This window comes from Listeria valentina (genome assembly GCF_011800755.1).
GTDB lineage: Bacteria > Bacillota > Bacilli > Lactobacillales > Listeriaceae > Listeria > Listeria valentina.
The window spans coordinates 58898-74470 of record NZ_JAATJW010000001.1 but is presented as its reverse complement, the minus strand read 5'-3'; the positions used below and the strand labels follow the sequence as shown (position 1 = coordinate 74470).

The 15573-nt window shown below is 40.4% G+C and carries 16 protein-coding genes; all 16 read left to right on the top strand.

Annotated elements, in window-relative coordinates; genetic code table 11:
- Window position 1: 1 nt before the first annotated feature.
- The 16 genes from cobA to dnaJ all read left to right on the top strand — a co-directional run bounded on the left by cobA (window position 2) and on the right by dnaJ (window position 15509).
- The gene (cobA, locus tag HCK02_RS00365; RefSeq protein ID WP_167628013.1) at window positions 2-985 is read left to right on the top strand and encodes a uroporphyrinogen-III C-methyltransferase; all 984 of its coding nucleotides are present in this window, start codon (window positions 2-4) and stop codon (window positions 983-985) included.
- A gap of 95 nt (window positions 986-1080) precedes the next feature.
- The gene (locus HCK02_RS00360; protein ID WP_167628011.1) at window positions 1081-1491 is read left to right on the top strand and encodes a hypothetical protein; all 411 of its coding nucleotides are present in this window, start codon (window positions 1081-1083) and stop codon (window positions 1489-1491) included.
- A 130-nt stretch (window positions 1492-1621) separates the two neighbouring features.
- Complete coding sequence (locus HCK02_RS00355) at window positions 1622-2347, top strand: GntR family transcriptional regulator (protein WP_167628009.1); 726 nt, start codon at window positions 1622-1624, stop codon at window positions 2345-2347.
- A gap of 12 nt (window positions 2348-2359) precedes the next feature.
- Window positions 2360-2752: a PTS sugar transporter subunit IIA gene (locus tag HCK02_RS00350; RefSeq protein ID WP_167628007.1), complete on the top strand. Its 393-nt coding sequence runs from the start codon at window positions 2360-2362 to the stop codon at window positions 2750-2752.
- Window positions 2753-2801: 49 nt separating this feature from the next.
- Complete coding sequence (locus HCK02_RS00345) at window positions 2802-3968, top strand: SIS domain-containing protein (RefSeq protein ID WP_167628005.1); 1167 nt, start codon at window positions 2802-2804, stop codon at window positions 3966-3968.
- A 14-nt stretch (window positions 3969-3982) separates the two neighbouring features.
- The gene (gene agaV / locus HCK02_RS00340; RefSeq protein WP_167628003.1) at window positions 3983-4471 is read left to right on the top strand and encodes a PTS N-acetylgalactosamine transporter subunit IIB; all 489 of its coding nucleotides are present in this window, start codon (window positions 3983-3985) and stop codon (window positions 4469-4471) included.
- Between the two features lie 13 nt (window positions 4472-4484).
- Window positions 4485-5300: a PTS N-acetylgalactosamine transporter subunit IIC gene (gene agaW / locus HCK02_RS00335; protein WP_167628001.1), complete on the top strand. Its 816-nt coding sequence runs from the start codon at window positions 4485-4487 to the stop codon at window positions 5298-5300.
- Window positions 5290-6129, top strand: a complete 840-nt coding sequence (locus tag HCK02_RS00330; protein WP_167627999.1) for a PTS system mannose/fructose/sorbose family transporter subunit IID — start codon at window positions 5290-5292, stop codon at window positions 6127-6129. The genes agaW and HCK02_RS00330 overlap by 11 nt, the downstream gene beginning before the upstream one ends.
- An 18-nt stretch (window positions 6130-6147) precedes the next feature.
- On the top strand, window positions 6148-7317 hold the full coding sequence (gene nagA, locus HCK02_RS00325; protein WP_167627997.1) for an N-acetylglucosamine-6-phosphate deacetylase: 1170 nt from the start codon (window positions 6148-6150) through the stop codon (window positions 7315-7317).
- Window positions 7314-8237: a 1-phosphofructokinase family hexose kinase gene (locus tag HCK02_RS00320; protein WP_167627995.1), complete on the top strand. Its 924-nt coding sequence runs from the start codon at window positions 7314-7316 to the stop codon at window positions 8235-8237. The genes nagA and HCK02_RS00320 overlap by 4 nt, the downstream gene beginning before the upstream one ends.
- A gap of 17 nt (window positions 8238-8254) precedes the next feature.
- A complete protein-coding gene (gene lacD, locus HCK02_RS00315; RefSeq protein WP_208970417.1) occupies window positions 8255-9232 on the top strand; it encodes a tagatose-bisphosphate aldolase in 978 nt (325 codons plus the stop codon).
- A 161-nt stretch (window positions 9233-9393) separates the two neighbouring features.
- Window positions 9394-10551, top strand: coding sequence for a radical SAM family heme chaperone HemW (gene hemW / locus HCK02_RS00310; RefSeq protein WP_167627993.1), 1158 nt, complete (start codon window positions 9394-9396; stop codon window positions 10549-10551).
- A gap of 146 nt (window positions 10552-10697) precedes the next feature.
- Complete coding sequence (gene hrcA / locus HCK02_RS00305) at window positions 10698-11735, top strand: heat-inducible transcriptional repressor HrcA (protein ID WP_167627992.1); 1038 nt, start codon at window positions 10698-10700, stop codon at window positions 11733-11735.
- Between the two features lie 41 nt (window positions 11736-11776).
- A complete protein-coding gene (gene grpE / locus HCK02_RS00300; RefSeq protein ID WP_167627990.1) occupies window positions 11777-12343 on the top strand; it encodes a nucleotide exchange factor GrpE in 567 nt (188 codons plus the stop codon).
- 34 nt (window positions 12344-12377) lie between these two features.
- On the top strand, window positions 12378-14225 hold the full coding sequence (dnaK, locus tag HCK02_RS00295; protein ID WP_167627988.1) for a molecular chaperone DnaK: 1848 nt from the start codon (window positions 12378-12380) through the stop codon (window positions 14223-14225).
- 138 nt (window positions 14226-14363) lie between these two features.
- Window positions 14364-15509 carry a molecular chaperone DnaJ gene (gene dnaJ / locus HCK02_RS00290; RefSeq protein WP_167627986.1) on the top strand — a complete coding sequence of 382 codons (1146 nt, stop codon included), beginning with the start codon at window positions 14364-14366 and terminating at the stop codon, window positions 15507-15509.
- Window positions 15510-15573 lie beyond the last annotated feature (64 nt).

Here is a 15573-nt window from a genome sequence, read left to right as displayed (position 1 = left end):
GATGGGAAAAGTTTATCTTGTTGGTGCGGGTTCTGGAGATCCAGAATTACTCACGTTAAAGGCTTTACGGGTACTACAACAAGCGGATGTAGTCTTATATGACCGATTAGTTAATCCACTTTTGCTTTATCATACGAAACGAGATGCGAAACTTGTTTTTTGCGGGAAATCGCCTGATTGTCATGCGATGCGTCAAGAAATGATTGGAAAGAGGCTTGTCATGGAGGCGGAAGGAAATCGTGTCGTTGTGCGTTTGAAAGGGGGAGACCCAGGGATCTTTGGAAGGGTAGCGGAAGAAATTACACAACTTGAAAAAGCAGAAATGGCCTATGAAGTTGTTCCTGGAATCACAGCCGCATCTGCTGCTTCCACATACGCAGGTATTTCGCTGACGGACCGGGAAGCAAGTAGTCACGTTACTTTGTCAACAGCACACCGGAAGTCGGGGACGCTCATGGAAGACGATTTTGCTTCTTTTGTAAAACATGGCACGGCTTGTTTTTATATGGGAATGGAAAATTTGTCACATATTGTCCGCCAACTGCTCGCTGGCGGAATTTCAAGTGAGATGCCGATCGCTGTAATTTCGTGGGGGAGTTACGGGAGGCAGAAAATGATAAAAAGCACACTTGCAAGAATTGAAGCGGAAGTGGCGTCTAGCGATTTAAGCAATCCAGCTTTAATTCTAGTAGGTGAAGTGGTGGACCGGTCTAGTGCTGCCAGTTGGTTTATGAAGCTGCCATTATTTGGCAAGCGTTATCTGCTGATTTCAAAGAATCCAGTTGATTTTGAGGTCATTACTCGTTTTACTGGGCAAGGGGCGGACGTGTGGTTCGTGCAAGTAGGAGAAAATCGTGATCTGCGCTTCGATGAAATCACTAAACGTTACTTAAATGAGCAATGCTATCCCGAGCTATTATTTTTAGAACCCGATGCCAAAATGCTCTGGGAGTTTCAGACTGAACTTAAGAAGCAACGTCTCTAAACAAGAGTAAAAATGAAAATTTACTGATTGTGACTATTCAAAGAGACTCCATTTCGATATAATGTGTGTATGACATTTAGAAAGAGGTAGACAAAATGAATAATCGAAAACCGGAATTTGTAATGACAATCATTGGAGCGAGTTTAGCAGCGTTTGGTATTTTGATAACTGGACCACTTTTGATTTTCTTTCTTTTTGCGGCTACTGCTAGCAGCGTGGATCATATGATGATGTCAAATGATGATATAATTGGCTTTACATTTGGCATTGGCTTCATCGCTCTTTCATTAATACTTGCAATTGCAGCCTGTGTATTTGGATTTATTGCTGCTTTTAAGATGAAGAAAGGAACAATGGCCATCAAAGGTTGGTCGATCGCACTTATTGTAGTGGGAGCGCTTTGCATTTTCAGCTACGGCTGGATTACCGGGATTTTGTTCTTGATCTCAGGAATTATGTCGCTTGTTAAAGCTTCTAATGAAAAAAATCAATTCGACTCTTTTTGATAGGCGTTCAATGAAAAAACACTCGTGTGAATGAAACGGGTGTTTTTTCATGGCATTTTGTTGTTTTGGTTGACAAACAAAAAGGTTTCTTTTAAACTGGTAGTAACCAGTTAAGGATGCGAGGAAAACTATGATAAATAAAAACGATAAACGACCATTATATGATCAGCTTGTAAATGTATTAAAAGAAAAAATTGAAAATGAGATGCAGGCAAACGATAAAATGCTATCTGAAAGAGAAATTTCAGAACGTTATGGCGTTAGTCGGACGACTGTGCGTCTTGCGATGGCTGAGCTTGAAAATATGGGATATATCTACAAACGACACGGTAAAGGAACGTTTGTTTCGGCTCTTCAAAGTCAAAAGCAAAATTTGATGGACAGCTATAGTTTCACTGATCATATGCGTGAACTGGGCAAGAAACCAAAAACAAAGGTTTTATCGTTTGAAATGATTTCGAGCAGCCAATTTTTCGCAGATAAACTTGGGATAAAAGAAGGTGAAAGCTTAATCAAAATTAAACGTTTGCGTTTGGCTGATGATTTGCCGATGATGCTCGAACGTTCTTATTTGCCTTTTAACGAATTTGCGACATTGACGAAAGAAATGGTAAAAACGAAGCCGCTTTATGAAATTTTTAAAGAAGACTTTAATGAAGTGGTGAAAGTGGCAGATGAGGAATTTTCTGCTGGAATTGTTTCGGATTATGAAGCTGATCAATTAGAAGTTCTTCGCGATTCGCCTTGCTTAAGACTGGTTCGAACAACGTATAACACTGAAAACAAAGTGATTGAATACACACTGAGTATTGCAAGAAGTGACCAGTTTGTGTATCGTGTGAGACATGAGAGATAGGAGGTAGGTATTTTGCTTGGATTGTTAATTTGTGGACATGGTTTGTTTGGATCAGGCGTTTTTTCAAGCCTGCAATTGATTGCGGGAGAACAGGAACGCCTTGATTTTCTGGATTTTAAAGAAGGGATGAGTGCCGAAGAGCTGGCCGAAAGTTTAGAGTTTAAAATGAAAGCGCTAACTACTTCAACTGGAATGGTAATTTTGACTGATATCCCAGGAGGGACACCTTTTAACGAGGCGGTGAAAAAGTCGCTAAACAAAGAGAAGGTTCGAGTTGTAGCAGGAGTGAATCTACCAATGATTTTAGACGGCTTATTTAAGCGAGATCTGCCATTAGATGAATTTGTGGAGGCGATTTTGAAAAGTGGTAAGACGGGTATCCAAGAATTTTGTTTAAAGCAATAAACGTTTAACTGGTAGTAACATCATTACCATAAAGAAATGAGGGAAGACAATGTTCCAATTAAAAGAATCAGATTTGAAAAAACGAGGAGCTGAAATAACAACCCGAGAAATCAAGCAACAGCCAAGTTTATGGCAAGAAACATGGCGGAATTTTGAAAAAAGAGCAGAAGAAAGTAAGGCTTTTTTAGAGCGACTAGAAAAAAAGCATGCTGCTCTACGCATTATTTTTACAGGAGCTGGGACTTCTGCATATGTGGGCGATATGATTTTACCACATCTAAAAGGCGAAAATGAGATGAAGGAACGGATTTTTGAAGCCATTCCAACAACGAATCTAGTATCAAATCCAGCTCAATATTTTCAAGCAGATTTTCCGACGCTTCTTGTTTCATTTGCGAGAAGTGGAAATAGCCCGGAAAGTATTGCTGCCGTGGAACTTGGGAAAAAATGCGTACAGGATTTTTATCAAATTACGATCACTTGTGCAAAAGATGGAAAGCTAGCGCGAAGTGCGGAGGAAGATGAAAATCATTTGCTACTGTTAATGCCAGAAAAGGCAAATGACCAAGGTTTTGCGATGACGGGAAGCTTCACCTGTATGGCTTTAACGGCTTTACTTTTGTTTGACACTTTTTCTAGCAAAAACCACGCAAAATGGGTGAGGGAAATCGTAGAAATGGGCGAGCAAGTCATTCAAAAAGAATCTTTCTTACAAGAGTTGGTGGATTTAGACTTTGAACGAATTGTTTACCTTGGATCCGGGAGTCTTGCTGGACTCGCAAGGGAAGCGCAGCTTAAAATTTTAGAGCTTACGGCTGGGAAAATTGCGACGCTGTTTGATTCTTCGATGGGATTCAGACATGGACCAAAATCATTTGTGAATCAAGATACACTCGTGATTGACTTTGTATCGAACGATGCGTATACAAAGCAATATGATGTGGATATAATTTCAGAATTAAGAGAGGATGAGGTTGCTAAAGGAGTTTGCGCAATTAGCGCTTCAAAACTTCAAGATGCTCATCGAACGGATTTTGATTTTGGAGGCTTAGGGAATGATTTGCCGGATGCATACTTAGCGCTGCCTTTTGTGATGATTGCACAAACACTTGCCTTACTCACGGCTGTTAGAGTTTCTAATCTACCGGATACCCCTTCACCATCTGGAACGGTCAATCGAGTGGTCAAGGGAGTCACTATTCATTCATTTAATTAAAGGAGGAAAACAAAATGGGAACACCTAATATTTTGCTTACGCGGATTGATAATCGGTTAGTTCACGGCCAGGTAGGAATGACTTGGGTGAATACGCTTGGAGCTAATTTAGTGATTGTTGCAAACGATGAAGTTGCAAACGACGAAGTTCAGCAAAATTTAATGGACATGGTTTTGCCCGAAACCGCAGAAAGTCGCTTTTTTACGATTGAAAAGACGATTCGAATTATTGGGAAGGCCGCTCCGCATCAAAAAATTTTACTTGTGATAAAAAATCCAGAAGATGCGTTAAAGCTTGTCCACGGAGGTATACCAATTCAAAAAATCAATGTAGGGAATTTGCATTACGCTGAAGGAAAAAAGCAATTATCTGCAACCGTTTCAGTTGATGAAGCCGATATCCAAGTTTTTCAAAAATTACATGATTTAGGTGTTGAACTAGAAGTACAAGGTATTCCAAATGAGCGAGCACGTGATTTAATGGAGCTATTAAAACAAGATTAAAGGAGGGAGCAATATGCTAATACAGGCAATACTCATTGGTTTATGGGCGGGGATAGCTGGCATTGATTTATACAACGGTTTGACACATATTCATCGTCCAATTGTTACAGGAGCAGTGATTGGTTTGATTTTAGGAGATTTTCAAACAGGGTTAATTGCTGGTGGAACGCTTGAGTTAGTTTGGGCAGGAATGGTACCGCTTGCAGGAGCACAGCCGCCTAATGTGGTGATCGGGGGTGTGATTGGAACGGCTTTTGCTATTTTGTCCCATCAAGATCCTAAAATTGCGGTTGGGATTGCCGTGCCGTTTGCGGTAGCAGTGCAAGGACTTATTACCTTACTTTTCACAGTATATTCCCCAATCATGCATAAAATGGATGCGCTTGCATCGAGAAGTGATACGCGAGGGATTGATCGGCTCAATTATATGGGACCGCTTGTCCTTTTTGTATTTAACTTTATTATTGCTTTTTTACCGATTTATTTTGGCGCAGAACAAGCACAAACGATTGTCCAAGCTCTTCCAGAATGGATTTTAAATGGTCTCAGTGTAGCTGGTGGAATCATGCCAGCAGTTGGATTTGCGATGTTATTAAAAATCATGTGGAAAATGCCTTATGCGCCGTTTTTTGCAATTGGCTTTGTAGCGGCAGCGTATTTAAAAATGCCGGTTTTGGCGGTTGCAATTGTCGGTGTTTCAATTGCCGCCTATGACTTCTTTGTTTCTAAAAACAATGACCGAGATGGTGGAAATGGGGATGCACTTTTAGCGACAAATAAAAATTCTCAAGTCGAGGAAGAAGAGGAGGATTACAGCAATGGCATCTGAAGAAAAAGTTTATGAAATCCAAGATGAATATAATGACCCAAGTGTTGAAAAAGTGATAACAAAGAAAGATTTGAATAAAATGACTTGGCGTTCGCTTTTGCTACAAGCATCCTTCAACTATGAGAGAATGCAAGGTGGCGGCTGGACGTATAGTTTAATACCGGGACTTAAGAAAATTCATAAAGATAAAAAGGATTTATCGAGCTCACTTTTAGATCACTTGCAGTTCTTCAATACGCATCCATTTCTCGTTACTTTTATTCAAGGAATTATTCTTGCAATGGAAGAAAATAAAGAAAACCGGACAACGATTCGCGGGATAAAAATCGCTCTAATGGGTCCGCTTGGCGGAATTGGTGATGCCATGTTCTGGCTTACTTTGCTTCCGATCACGGCCGGGATAGGGGCTTCGCTTTCTATGCATGGAAATGTAGCCGGGCCAATTCTTTTTCTTGTTATCTTTAATGCAGTCCATTTTTCACTTTTGTTTTGGTTGATGCATTATGGCTATAACACTGGGACGCGTGCCATTAGTGGATTAAAGGAAAATACGAAGAAAATTTCGCGTGCAGCAACGATTGTTGGGTTAACGGTTATTGGAGCGTTAATTGCTACTTACGTCAACTTCAATTTAGACTGGACGATTCACGCTGGAAAAGTTAATTTGGATATTCAAAAAGGCGTTCTTAATCAAATTATGCCGAAACTGTTGCCTTTACTCTATACTTTCTTTTGTTATTGGATGCTTAAGAAAGGGCGCTCGCCCATCACGCTTATCGGCATTACAGTTTTGATTGGACTTGTTGGAAGTTTCTTTAAAATTTTCTAAGAAAGCGGGATTTTGATCGTGAAAAAATATATTTTAGCAGATCGATTTTTCTTGAAAAATCAAACAGAAAATCGGGGCTATTTAGCTATTGAAAACGGAAAGTTTGAACTTTTTTACCGCGAAAAACCTGCGGATGCAGATGAAACCAATACTTTAAATTATGAAGGAAAATGGATCGCACCCGGGCTTGTTGATACGCATATTCATGGGCTTTTAGGACAGGACGTCATGGATAATAGTGTGGAGGGACTTGAAAGGATTTCGGACGGGCTTTTAGCTTGTGGAGTTACCTCTTTTTTGCCGACGACTTTAACAGCTTCTACAGAGACTTTGAATGCCGTTGTGAAAACGATTGGGGAAAACTATCACAAAGTAACGGGCGCTAAAATTCAAGGGATTTTCTTAGAAGGCCCTTTTTTCACTGAAAAGCATAAAGGTGCACAAAATACGGCTTATTTTTCAGATCCAGAAATCGAGGCACTTAAAAAGTGGCAAGAGCTTTCAGGCGGACTTATCAAAAAAATTGCCATTGCTGCGGAACGAGAAGGCGTTCCAAAGTTTACAGAACAAGCTACTGCTTCTGGAATTAAAGTCGCGCTAGGGCATAGTGATGCGACTTATGAAGAGGCCAAAAAAGCTACCGAAGCAGGTGCAACTATTTTTGTTCATACTTATAATGGCATGAGTCCGCTTCATCACCGTGAACCAGGGATGGTAGGGGCGGCTCTCACGCTTGACCAAGTTTTCGCTGAATTAATTTGTGATGGGCACCATGTCCATCCAGCAGCAGCTAAAGTTTTGATGCAAGCGAAAGGTAGTAATCACGTTGCACTCATCACAGATTGTATGCGAGCAGGAGCGATGCCTGATGGAGAATATTCACTAGGCGAATTCCCAGTTAGAGTTCAAGATGGAATGGCAAAACTGCATTCGGGTAGTCTTGCGGGTAGTATTTTAAAGCTGAACGAAGCGGTTAAAAATGTCGTCGAATGGGAAATTGCTTCTCCTGAAGAGGCAATTCGGATGGCAAGCTTTACGCCTGCAATGAGCACTGGGATTGAAATAAAATGCGGCTCGATTTCACCAGGTTTAGATGCAGATTTCATTGTGCTTACACCTGAACTGGATTTACTTGAAACCTATCTAGATGGGGAAAAACGTTTCTGCTCGAAGGCGAAAAAATCATGATTTTGACAGTGACGCTAAATCCATCTGTCGATATTCGCTATCAAATTCCTCATTTTAAAGAAAATAGTACCAACCGAGTGCCTGCCGTTCAAATTGGAAAAACGGCAGGCGGAAAAGGTTTGAATGTTAGCCGTGTGATTCACGCGTTTGGTGAACCACTGCTTGCAACGGGTCTTCTCGGCGGTTCATTAGGTGCTTTCATAGTGAAGCAACTTTCTGACCAAGGAATTCCTTATGATTTTACAAATACCGAAGCAGAATCACGGAATTGCATTGCCATTTTACACGACGGGAAGCAAACTGAAATTCTTGAAGCCGGTCCCGCTATTCTTGCAAAAGAAAAAATGACTTTTCTACAACATTTCCAGGCATTACTAGAAACAACAAGTGTTGTGACGCTTTCCGGGAGTTTGCCAAACGGCTTGCCGCAATCTTTCTACGCACAATTAATTGCCCTTGCTGCTGAAAAAGAGATTCCTGTTTTGCTAGATACATCGGGTCCCAGTTTACGTGAAAGTTTGTCAGTAAAAGAAAAGCCTTATTTGATTAAACCGAATCAGGAAGAGTTGATCGAGTTAACTCATAGCGACGGAGAAAATCTTGAAGAAGCGCTCCAAAATCCAATTTTTAACGGGATTCCAGTCGTTTTAGTTTCGCTTGGAAAAGATGGCGCACTTGTGAAGGCAGAAGATCACATTTTTCGAGTTCGAATTCCTCGAGTCGAGGTACAAAATCCTGTAGGTTCAGGAGATGCAACGCTTGCTGGTTTTGCAGTTGCTTTAAATCGTCAGCTTTCTTTCATAGATCAGCTCCGCTATGCCATGACGGCTGGGGTTTTGAATGCGATGCAAGTGGAAACGGGTGCTGTAGATCTGGAAAAGGTTTCTTTGATTTTGGAACAAGTGAACGTAGAAAAATAAAAATGAGGTGAAAAAAGTTGAATTTAAGTACAAAAAAACGCAAAGCTCTTGAAAGGATGTCTAATGAAGTGGGGGTCATTGCTGCGCTTGCAATTGATCAGCGCGGTTCGCTTCAAAAAATGATGGCTAAAGAAAAGAAAAACGTAAGTGATGAAGACATTATAACGTTTAAAGAGCTTGTTTCTGAGGAGCTAACTCCCTTTTCTTCTGCTATTTTATTAGATCCCGAATATGGCTTACCGGCATCTCGGCGACGTGATTCAAATGCAGGGTTACTTATTGCTTATGAGAAAACAGGTTACGATCAATTGGCGCCAGGACGTTTGCCAGATCTCTTGCAAGACTGGTCGGCAGAACGAATCCAAAAAGCAGGAGCAGACGCTGTAAAATTTTTGCTGTATTATGATGTGGATGAAGATGAGGCAATTAATCATTTGAAACATGTTTTCGTTGAACGAGTGGGAACAGAATGTCTAGCACTTGATATGCCCTTTTTTCTCGAGCTAGTTTCGTATGATGCACGGCAGAGTGATGTCCATTCTAAAGAATATGCTAAACAAAAGCCGCATAAAGTAATTGAAATGATGAAAGAATTTTCTAAACCCACTTATTTTGTTGATGTACTGAAGGTTGAAGTTCCTGTAAATATGTCTTTTATTGAAGGTTTTGGAAAAGACTTTGTTTTTACAGAAAAACAAGCGCTGGATTTTTATAAAGAACAGAGTGAAGCAACTGACCTTCCGTTTATTTTTTTAAGCGGCGGCGTTACGGCGGAACAATTTCAAGAAACACTTCGTTTTGCCAAAAAAGCGGGTTCTACTTTTAATGGGGTCCTTTGCGGGCGTGCAACTTGGAAAGATGGTGTCGAGCCGTTTGCAGAAAAAGGAATAGATGCTGCTCGTAACTGGCTTAGGTCGGTAGGGAAAGAGAATTTAGAAGCACTTAATCGTGTCCTTGAAGTTACAGCAAGTAGTTGGTTTGATAAAGTGAAATAAAATAAGAAAAAATCGCTGGCTTTTGGTCGAGCGGTTTTTTCTTATTTCAAAGAAACGCAGCATGTGTGTTATACAAGGCTTGCTGCTTGTGTTAAAATAGCAATGAATCTTTTAAGCGACATGAATTTCGTGCGCATCTTTTTTTAGAAAGGAATTTAGCGATGGCTGAAATAAAACATTCTCGCAGTAAAAATACTGCGGTTTACATTCATATTCCATTTTGTGAGCATATTTGCTATTATTGCGATTTTAATAAGGTATTTTTAGAAGGACAACCAGTCGATGAGTACGTAGATCTTTTGATTCGTGAAATGGAACTGCGAACAGAAGGGCAAGATCTAGAGACGATTGAAACCGTTTTTGTAGGTGGGGGAACGCCGACAACTTTAACACCTAAACAAATTGAAAAGCTTTGTGAAGCGGTGCGACGCATTTTCCCGCTTTCAGAAGACGTTGAATTTACGTTTGAGTCAAATCCAGGGGATCTCTCTGTCGAAAAACTGCGGGTTATGAAGGAAAGTGGTGTCAATCGTCTGAGCATGGGCGTGCAAAGCTTTAATCAAGAGTTGCTGAAAAAAATCGGTCGAATTCATACGGTTGAGGACGTGTATGAGTCTATTCGAAACGCTGAAACGGTAGGGCTTGAAAATTTGAGTATTGATTTGATTTTTAGCTTGCCTGGGCAGACGGAAGCGGATTTTAAGGATACGCTTAGCAAGGCTCTTGCGCTTGACTTACCTCATTATTCCGCTTATTCACTCATTGTTGAGCCAAAAACCATTTTTTATAATTTAATGCAAAAAGGTGAGCTCATTTTGCCAAGTCAAGACGCAGAAGCCAACATGTATGATTATTTAATGTCAGAAATGGAAAAAGCTGGTAAAAAACAGTATGAAATCAGTAATTTCGCTAAGCCTTGTTTTCAATCGCGTCATAATCTAGTATATTGGAGTAATGATCATTATTTTGGATTTGGTGCCGGGGCACACGGGTATTTACAGGATACGCGTTACAGTAATTTTGGTCCATTAAAGCAATATATGACTCCTCTTGAACAAGGGAATCTCCCCGTTTTTCAAACCAAAGAGCTATCACTAAAAGAAGAAATGGAAGAAGAAATGTTTTTAGGGTTGCGAAAAGTCTCGGGGGTAAGCAAAGCGCGCTTCTTAGAAAAATTTGGTAAGGAGTTAGAAATAACTTTTGAACAAGCGATTGCAGTGACAAGTGAAAAAGGCTGGTTAGATGCTCAAACAGATTTTGTGAAATTAACAAGAGCTGGACGTTTTTTAGGAAATAATGTTTTCCGTGAGTTTCTCTAAATCGCATGGTTGACCAATTTTGACCAAATAAGTCGGTCTTCGGTCTGAAAATAAGTGTTTTCAGTTGACGAGCGCCGATTTGTTTGGTAAATTTATACTTGTATTTAGCACTTAAGTTATTCGAGTGCTAAAAAGAGGTGATAGATTTGTTGACGGAAAGGCAATTACAAATTTTTCGGGCAATCATCGATCATTTCACTTGGACCGTCCAACCAGTTGGTTCAAAAAATTTGATAAAAGAAAGCGAGTTGCCCTATAGTTCGGCAACAATCCGCAATGAAATGAGTGTGCTTGAAGATTATGGCTTTATTGAGAAGACACATTCTTCTTCTGGACGCATTCCTTCCGAAAAAGGCTATCGTTTCTATGTGGATTATTTATTGCAACCTAAAGCATTATCGAAAGAAGATAAGCGGTCGATTCGTTCACTTTTCGCTGCTGATCACTACGAGGCTGAGCAATTAATCCAAAATTCAGCTTCGATGCTTTCGGAACTTTCGAATTACACTTCGATTGTTCTTGGTCCTGAAACAGCGAAAAATAGACTGAGCGGATTTCGGTTTGTCCCTATCAGTGATTCACAAGCAATGCTAATTTTGATCACAGATCAGGGTCATGTTGATAATCACTTAGTGAACTTACCGGCGGAGGTCACACTTTCTGATGTCGAACGAACAGTTAACATCTTAAATGACCGTTTAGTCGGGGTCCCGCTGAATGAGCTTTCGAACCGAATTTTGACAGAGGTTAAGGGACTTTTAAGCTGGCATGTTGAAAACTCGGAACGCCTAGGTGAAATCGTGTTTGAGACTTTAAGCAATGTTAGTCCTTCAAAAATTTATTTTGGAGGAAAAACCAATATTTTAGATCAGCCAGAATTTCACGATGTTGCAAAAATCCGCGATTTTTTACGATTAGTTGAGGAAGAAGAGGGAATACATGAATTGTTCCGCGACATTCCGGATGGGATTCAAGTGAAAATTGGTCGTGAATGGAATAATGACTTGCTGAATGATTTCAGTATCATCACAGCGACTTATCATATTGCAGACGAACGAGTTGGCGGGATTGTTTTACTTGGACCAACGCGGATGGAGTATGCTCGAATGATGGGACTTGTGGATGTTTTCAGCAAAGATTTGACATCGGTTTTAACCAAATTATATCGAGATAACCAAAAATAGAAAGGATTAGAAAACGATGGTTTTTCTAAGAGGTGATTTCTGTGTCTGAACCAAAAGATAAGCAAACTAAAATTGAAGAAGAAATCGAAAAAGAAGCAACGCAAGAAACAGAAGAAACAGTTGAAGAATTAGATGAGCAAAATCAAGCAGCAGAACTTGATAAGAAAGTGGCTGACTTAGAAACAAAACTTGAAGAAGCAGAAAATCGCTATTTACGTTTACAAGCTGATTTTGAAAATGTAAAAAAACGAAATATCCTTGATCGCGAAGCGGCAATCAAGTATCGCTCTGAAAGCCTTGCGATGGATTTGCTTCCTGCGTTGGATAGCTTTGAAAAGGCACTTGCGACAAGCTCTGATAGCGAAGAAGTAACAGCGCTTTTGAAGGGGATGGAGATGGTGCATAACCAAATCTTGACTGCTCTTCAAAAAGAAGGAATTGAACCAATCACAGCACTTGGTGAACAGTTTGATCCCAATTTCCATCAAGCGGTGATTCAAGACCAAGATGAAACAAAGCCAAGCAATGAAGTAACGGCTGAGCTTCAAAAAGGTTATAAAATTAAAGATCGAGTTATTCGCCCTTCAATGGTGAAAGTAAACGAGTAAAATCAGAATTTGAATTTTCAGGAGGAAAAGAATTATGAGCAAAATTATTGGTATTGACTTAGGAACAACAAACTCTGCTGTTGCAGTCTTAGAAGGTGGAGAAGCAAAAATCATCCCAAATCCAGAAGGTGCGCGTACGACACCATCTGTTGTTGGATTTAAAAATGGTGAACGTCAAGTCGGCGAAGTTGCTAAACGCGCAGCGATTACAAATCCAAATACAGTTATTTCAATTAAACGTCACATGGGAACAGATTACAAAGAGACGATTGAAGGTAAAGACTATTCACCACAAGAAATCAGTGCGATTATCTTGCAATATCTAAAAGGATACGCAGAAGATTATTTAGGTGAAAAAGTGGATAAAGCTGTTATTACAGTTCCAGCTTATTTCAATGATGCACAGCGTCAAGCAACAAAAGATGCTGGTAAAATTGCTGGTTTAGAAGTAGAACGGATCATTAATGAACCAACAGCAGCAGCGCTTGCTTATGGTATGGATAAAACTGATAAAGATCAAACCATTTTAGTATTTGACCTTGGTGGTGGTACTTTTGACGTTTCAATCCTTGAACTTGGTGATGGCGTATTTGAAGTACATTCCACTGCTGGTGACAACCACTTAGGTGGCGATGACTTCGACCAAAAAATCATTGATTATTTAGTTGCTGAGTTTAAAAAAGAAAATGGCATTGATCTTTCACAAGACAAAATGGCTTTACAACGACTTAAAGACGCTGCTGAAAAAGCGAAAAAAGACCTTTCAGGTGTCATGAGCACGCAAATTTCCCTTCCATTTATTACGGCTGGAGAAGCTGGACCACTTCACCTTGAAGTGAACTTAACACGTGCTAAATTCGATGAACTTACAAGCGATCTTGTAGAACGGACAGTTGGTCCAACTCGTCAAGCACTTAAAGATGCTGGTCTTTCAGCAAGTGATATCGATCAAGTTATTCTTGTTGGGGGTTCTACACGTATTCCTGCTGTTCAAGAAGCAATCACTAAAGAACTTGGCAAAGAACCTCACCGCGGGGTAAACCCTGATGAAGTAGTAGCAATGGGTGCTGCTATTCAAGGTGGTGTAATTACAGGTGATGTGAAAGACGTTGTTTTGCTTGACGTTACTCCGCTATCTCTTGGGATTGAAACTATGGGTGGCGTGATGACACCGCTAATTGAGCGGAATACAACGATTCCAACTTCGAAATCTCAAACATTCTCGACGGCTGCTGATAATCAACCAGCTGTAGATATTCACGTTCTTCAAGGGGAACGTCCAATGGCGAAAGATAACAAAACGCTTGGTCGATTCCAATTAGCTGATATTCCAGCTGCACCACGTGGCGTGCCTCAAATCGAAGTTTCATTTGATATTGATAAAAATGGTATTGTAACGGTTCGTGCGAAAGACCTTGGAACAGGTAAAGAACAAAATATCGTGATCAAATCTTCTTCAGGCTTAACAGATGATGAAATCGATCGCATGGTGAAAGATGCGGAAGCGAATGCAGAAGAAGATCAAAAAAATAAAGAAAACGTGGAAACACGTAACAACGCGGATCAATTGATCTTTACAGTTGATAAAACTCTTAAAGAGCTTGAAGGAAAAGTGGATGCTGAGGAAGTGAAAAAAGCTGAAACTGCACGTGATGAACTTCAAGAAGCCTTGAAGGGTGAAGATTTTGATGCAATTAAAGAAAAATCGGATGCGCTAAACGAAATCGTTCAAAGCTTGTCGGTTAAACTTTATGAACAAGCGGCTGCAGCGCAACAAGCTCAAGGTGAAAACCCGGAAGCAAGTGCAGCTGATGGTAGTGATGACGTAGTGGATGCTGACTTTGAAGAAATCAACGATGATGATAAAAAAGAAGACAAATAAGTAAATAGTATGCTCGAAATCGGATGAAGAGTCAAAGTCTACTATGGCTTTGGCTTTTTATCTGAGATGCGCTATATTTATTTAAATATCTATGGTACAATACCCTAGGATTAAAACAAAGAACAGGAGTGATGGCGGATGGCGAAACGCGATTATTATGATGTGCTTGGTGTTTCGAAAAGTGCAACTGCGGATGAAATAAAAAAAGCCTACCGGAAACTTTCGAAAAAATACCATCCGGATATCAATAAAGAAGAAGGCGCGGATGAGAAATTTAAAGAAATCTCGGAAGCTTATGAAGTGCTTAGTGACGAAAACAAACGGGCACAATATGATCAATATGGTCACGTCGATCCTAACCAAGGTTTTGGTGGAGGAGCAGGCGGCTTTGGTGGTGGATTCTCATCGGCTGGCGGCTTTTCTGGATTTGAAGATATCTTTGATACATTCTTTGGCGGGGGCGGCGGAAGACAACGCGATCCAAATGCACCGCGTCAAGGAAATGATTTACAATATACGATGCAATTGAAGTTTAAAGAAGCTGTCTTTGGAACGGAAACGGAAATTGAAATTCCACGTGAAGAAAACTGTGAAACTTGCCACGGGTCTGGTGCAAAACCGGGAACACATCCAGAGAAGTGTTCACACTGTGATGGCAAGGGAAGCATTAATGTCGAGCAAAACACACCATTTGGTCGGGTTGTTAACAAGCAAACTTGTCCTTATTGTCATGGCACTGGAAAAGAAATCAAGGAAAAATGTCCAACTTGTCATGGTTCAGGCCGTGTAACGAAGAAAAAGAAAATCAAATTGAAAGTTCCTGCAGGTGTGAACGACGGGCAACAAATGCGTGTTGCTGGTGAAGGCGAAGCAGGGATCAATGGTGGACCAAATGGAGACTTGTTTGTCGTCTTTGTGATTGCACCAGATGACTTCTATGAACGAGAAGGCGACGATATTTTTGTTGAAGTGCCACTTACTTTTGTGCAAGCAGCACTTGGTGATGAAATTGATGTGCCAACTGTTCATGGTAAAGTACGCTTGAAAATTCCTGCTGGTACGCAAACGGGTACAACATTCAGACTCAGGGGCAAAGGTGTGCCGCATTTACGTGGAAGTGGAACAGGAGATCAGCATGTAGCTGTGAAAATCATTGTGCCGAAGAAACTGGATGATAAGCAAAAAGAAATCTTGCGTGAATTTGCTGGAGCAACTGGAAGCAAAGTAGATGAACAAAATGCTGGTTTTTTTGATAAAATGAAAAAAGCTTTTAAAGGCGAGTAAAAAAATGAAAAGCGGACGTTGAAAAAGGTTGTTCAACATCCGCTTTTTTATCCGAGGAGGCTGG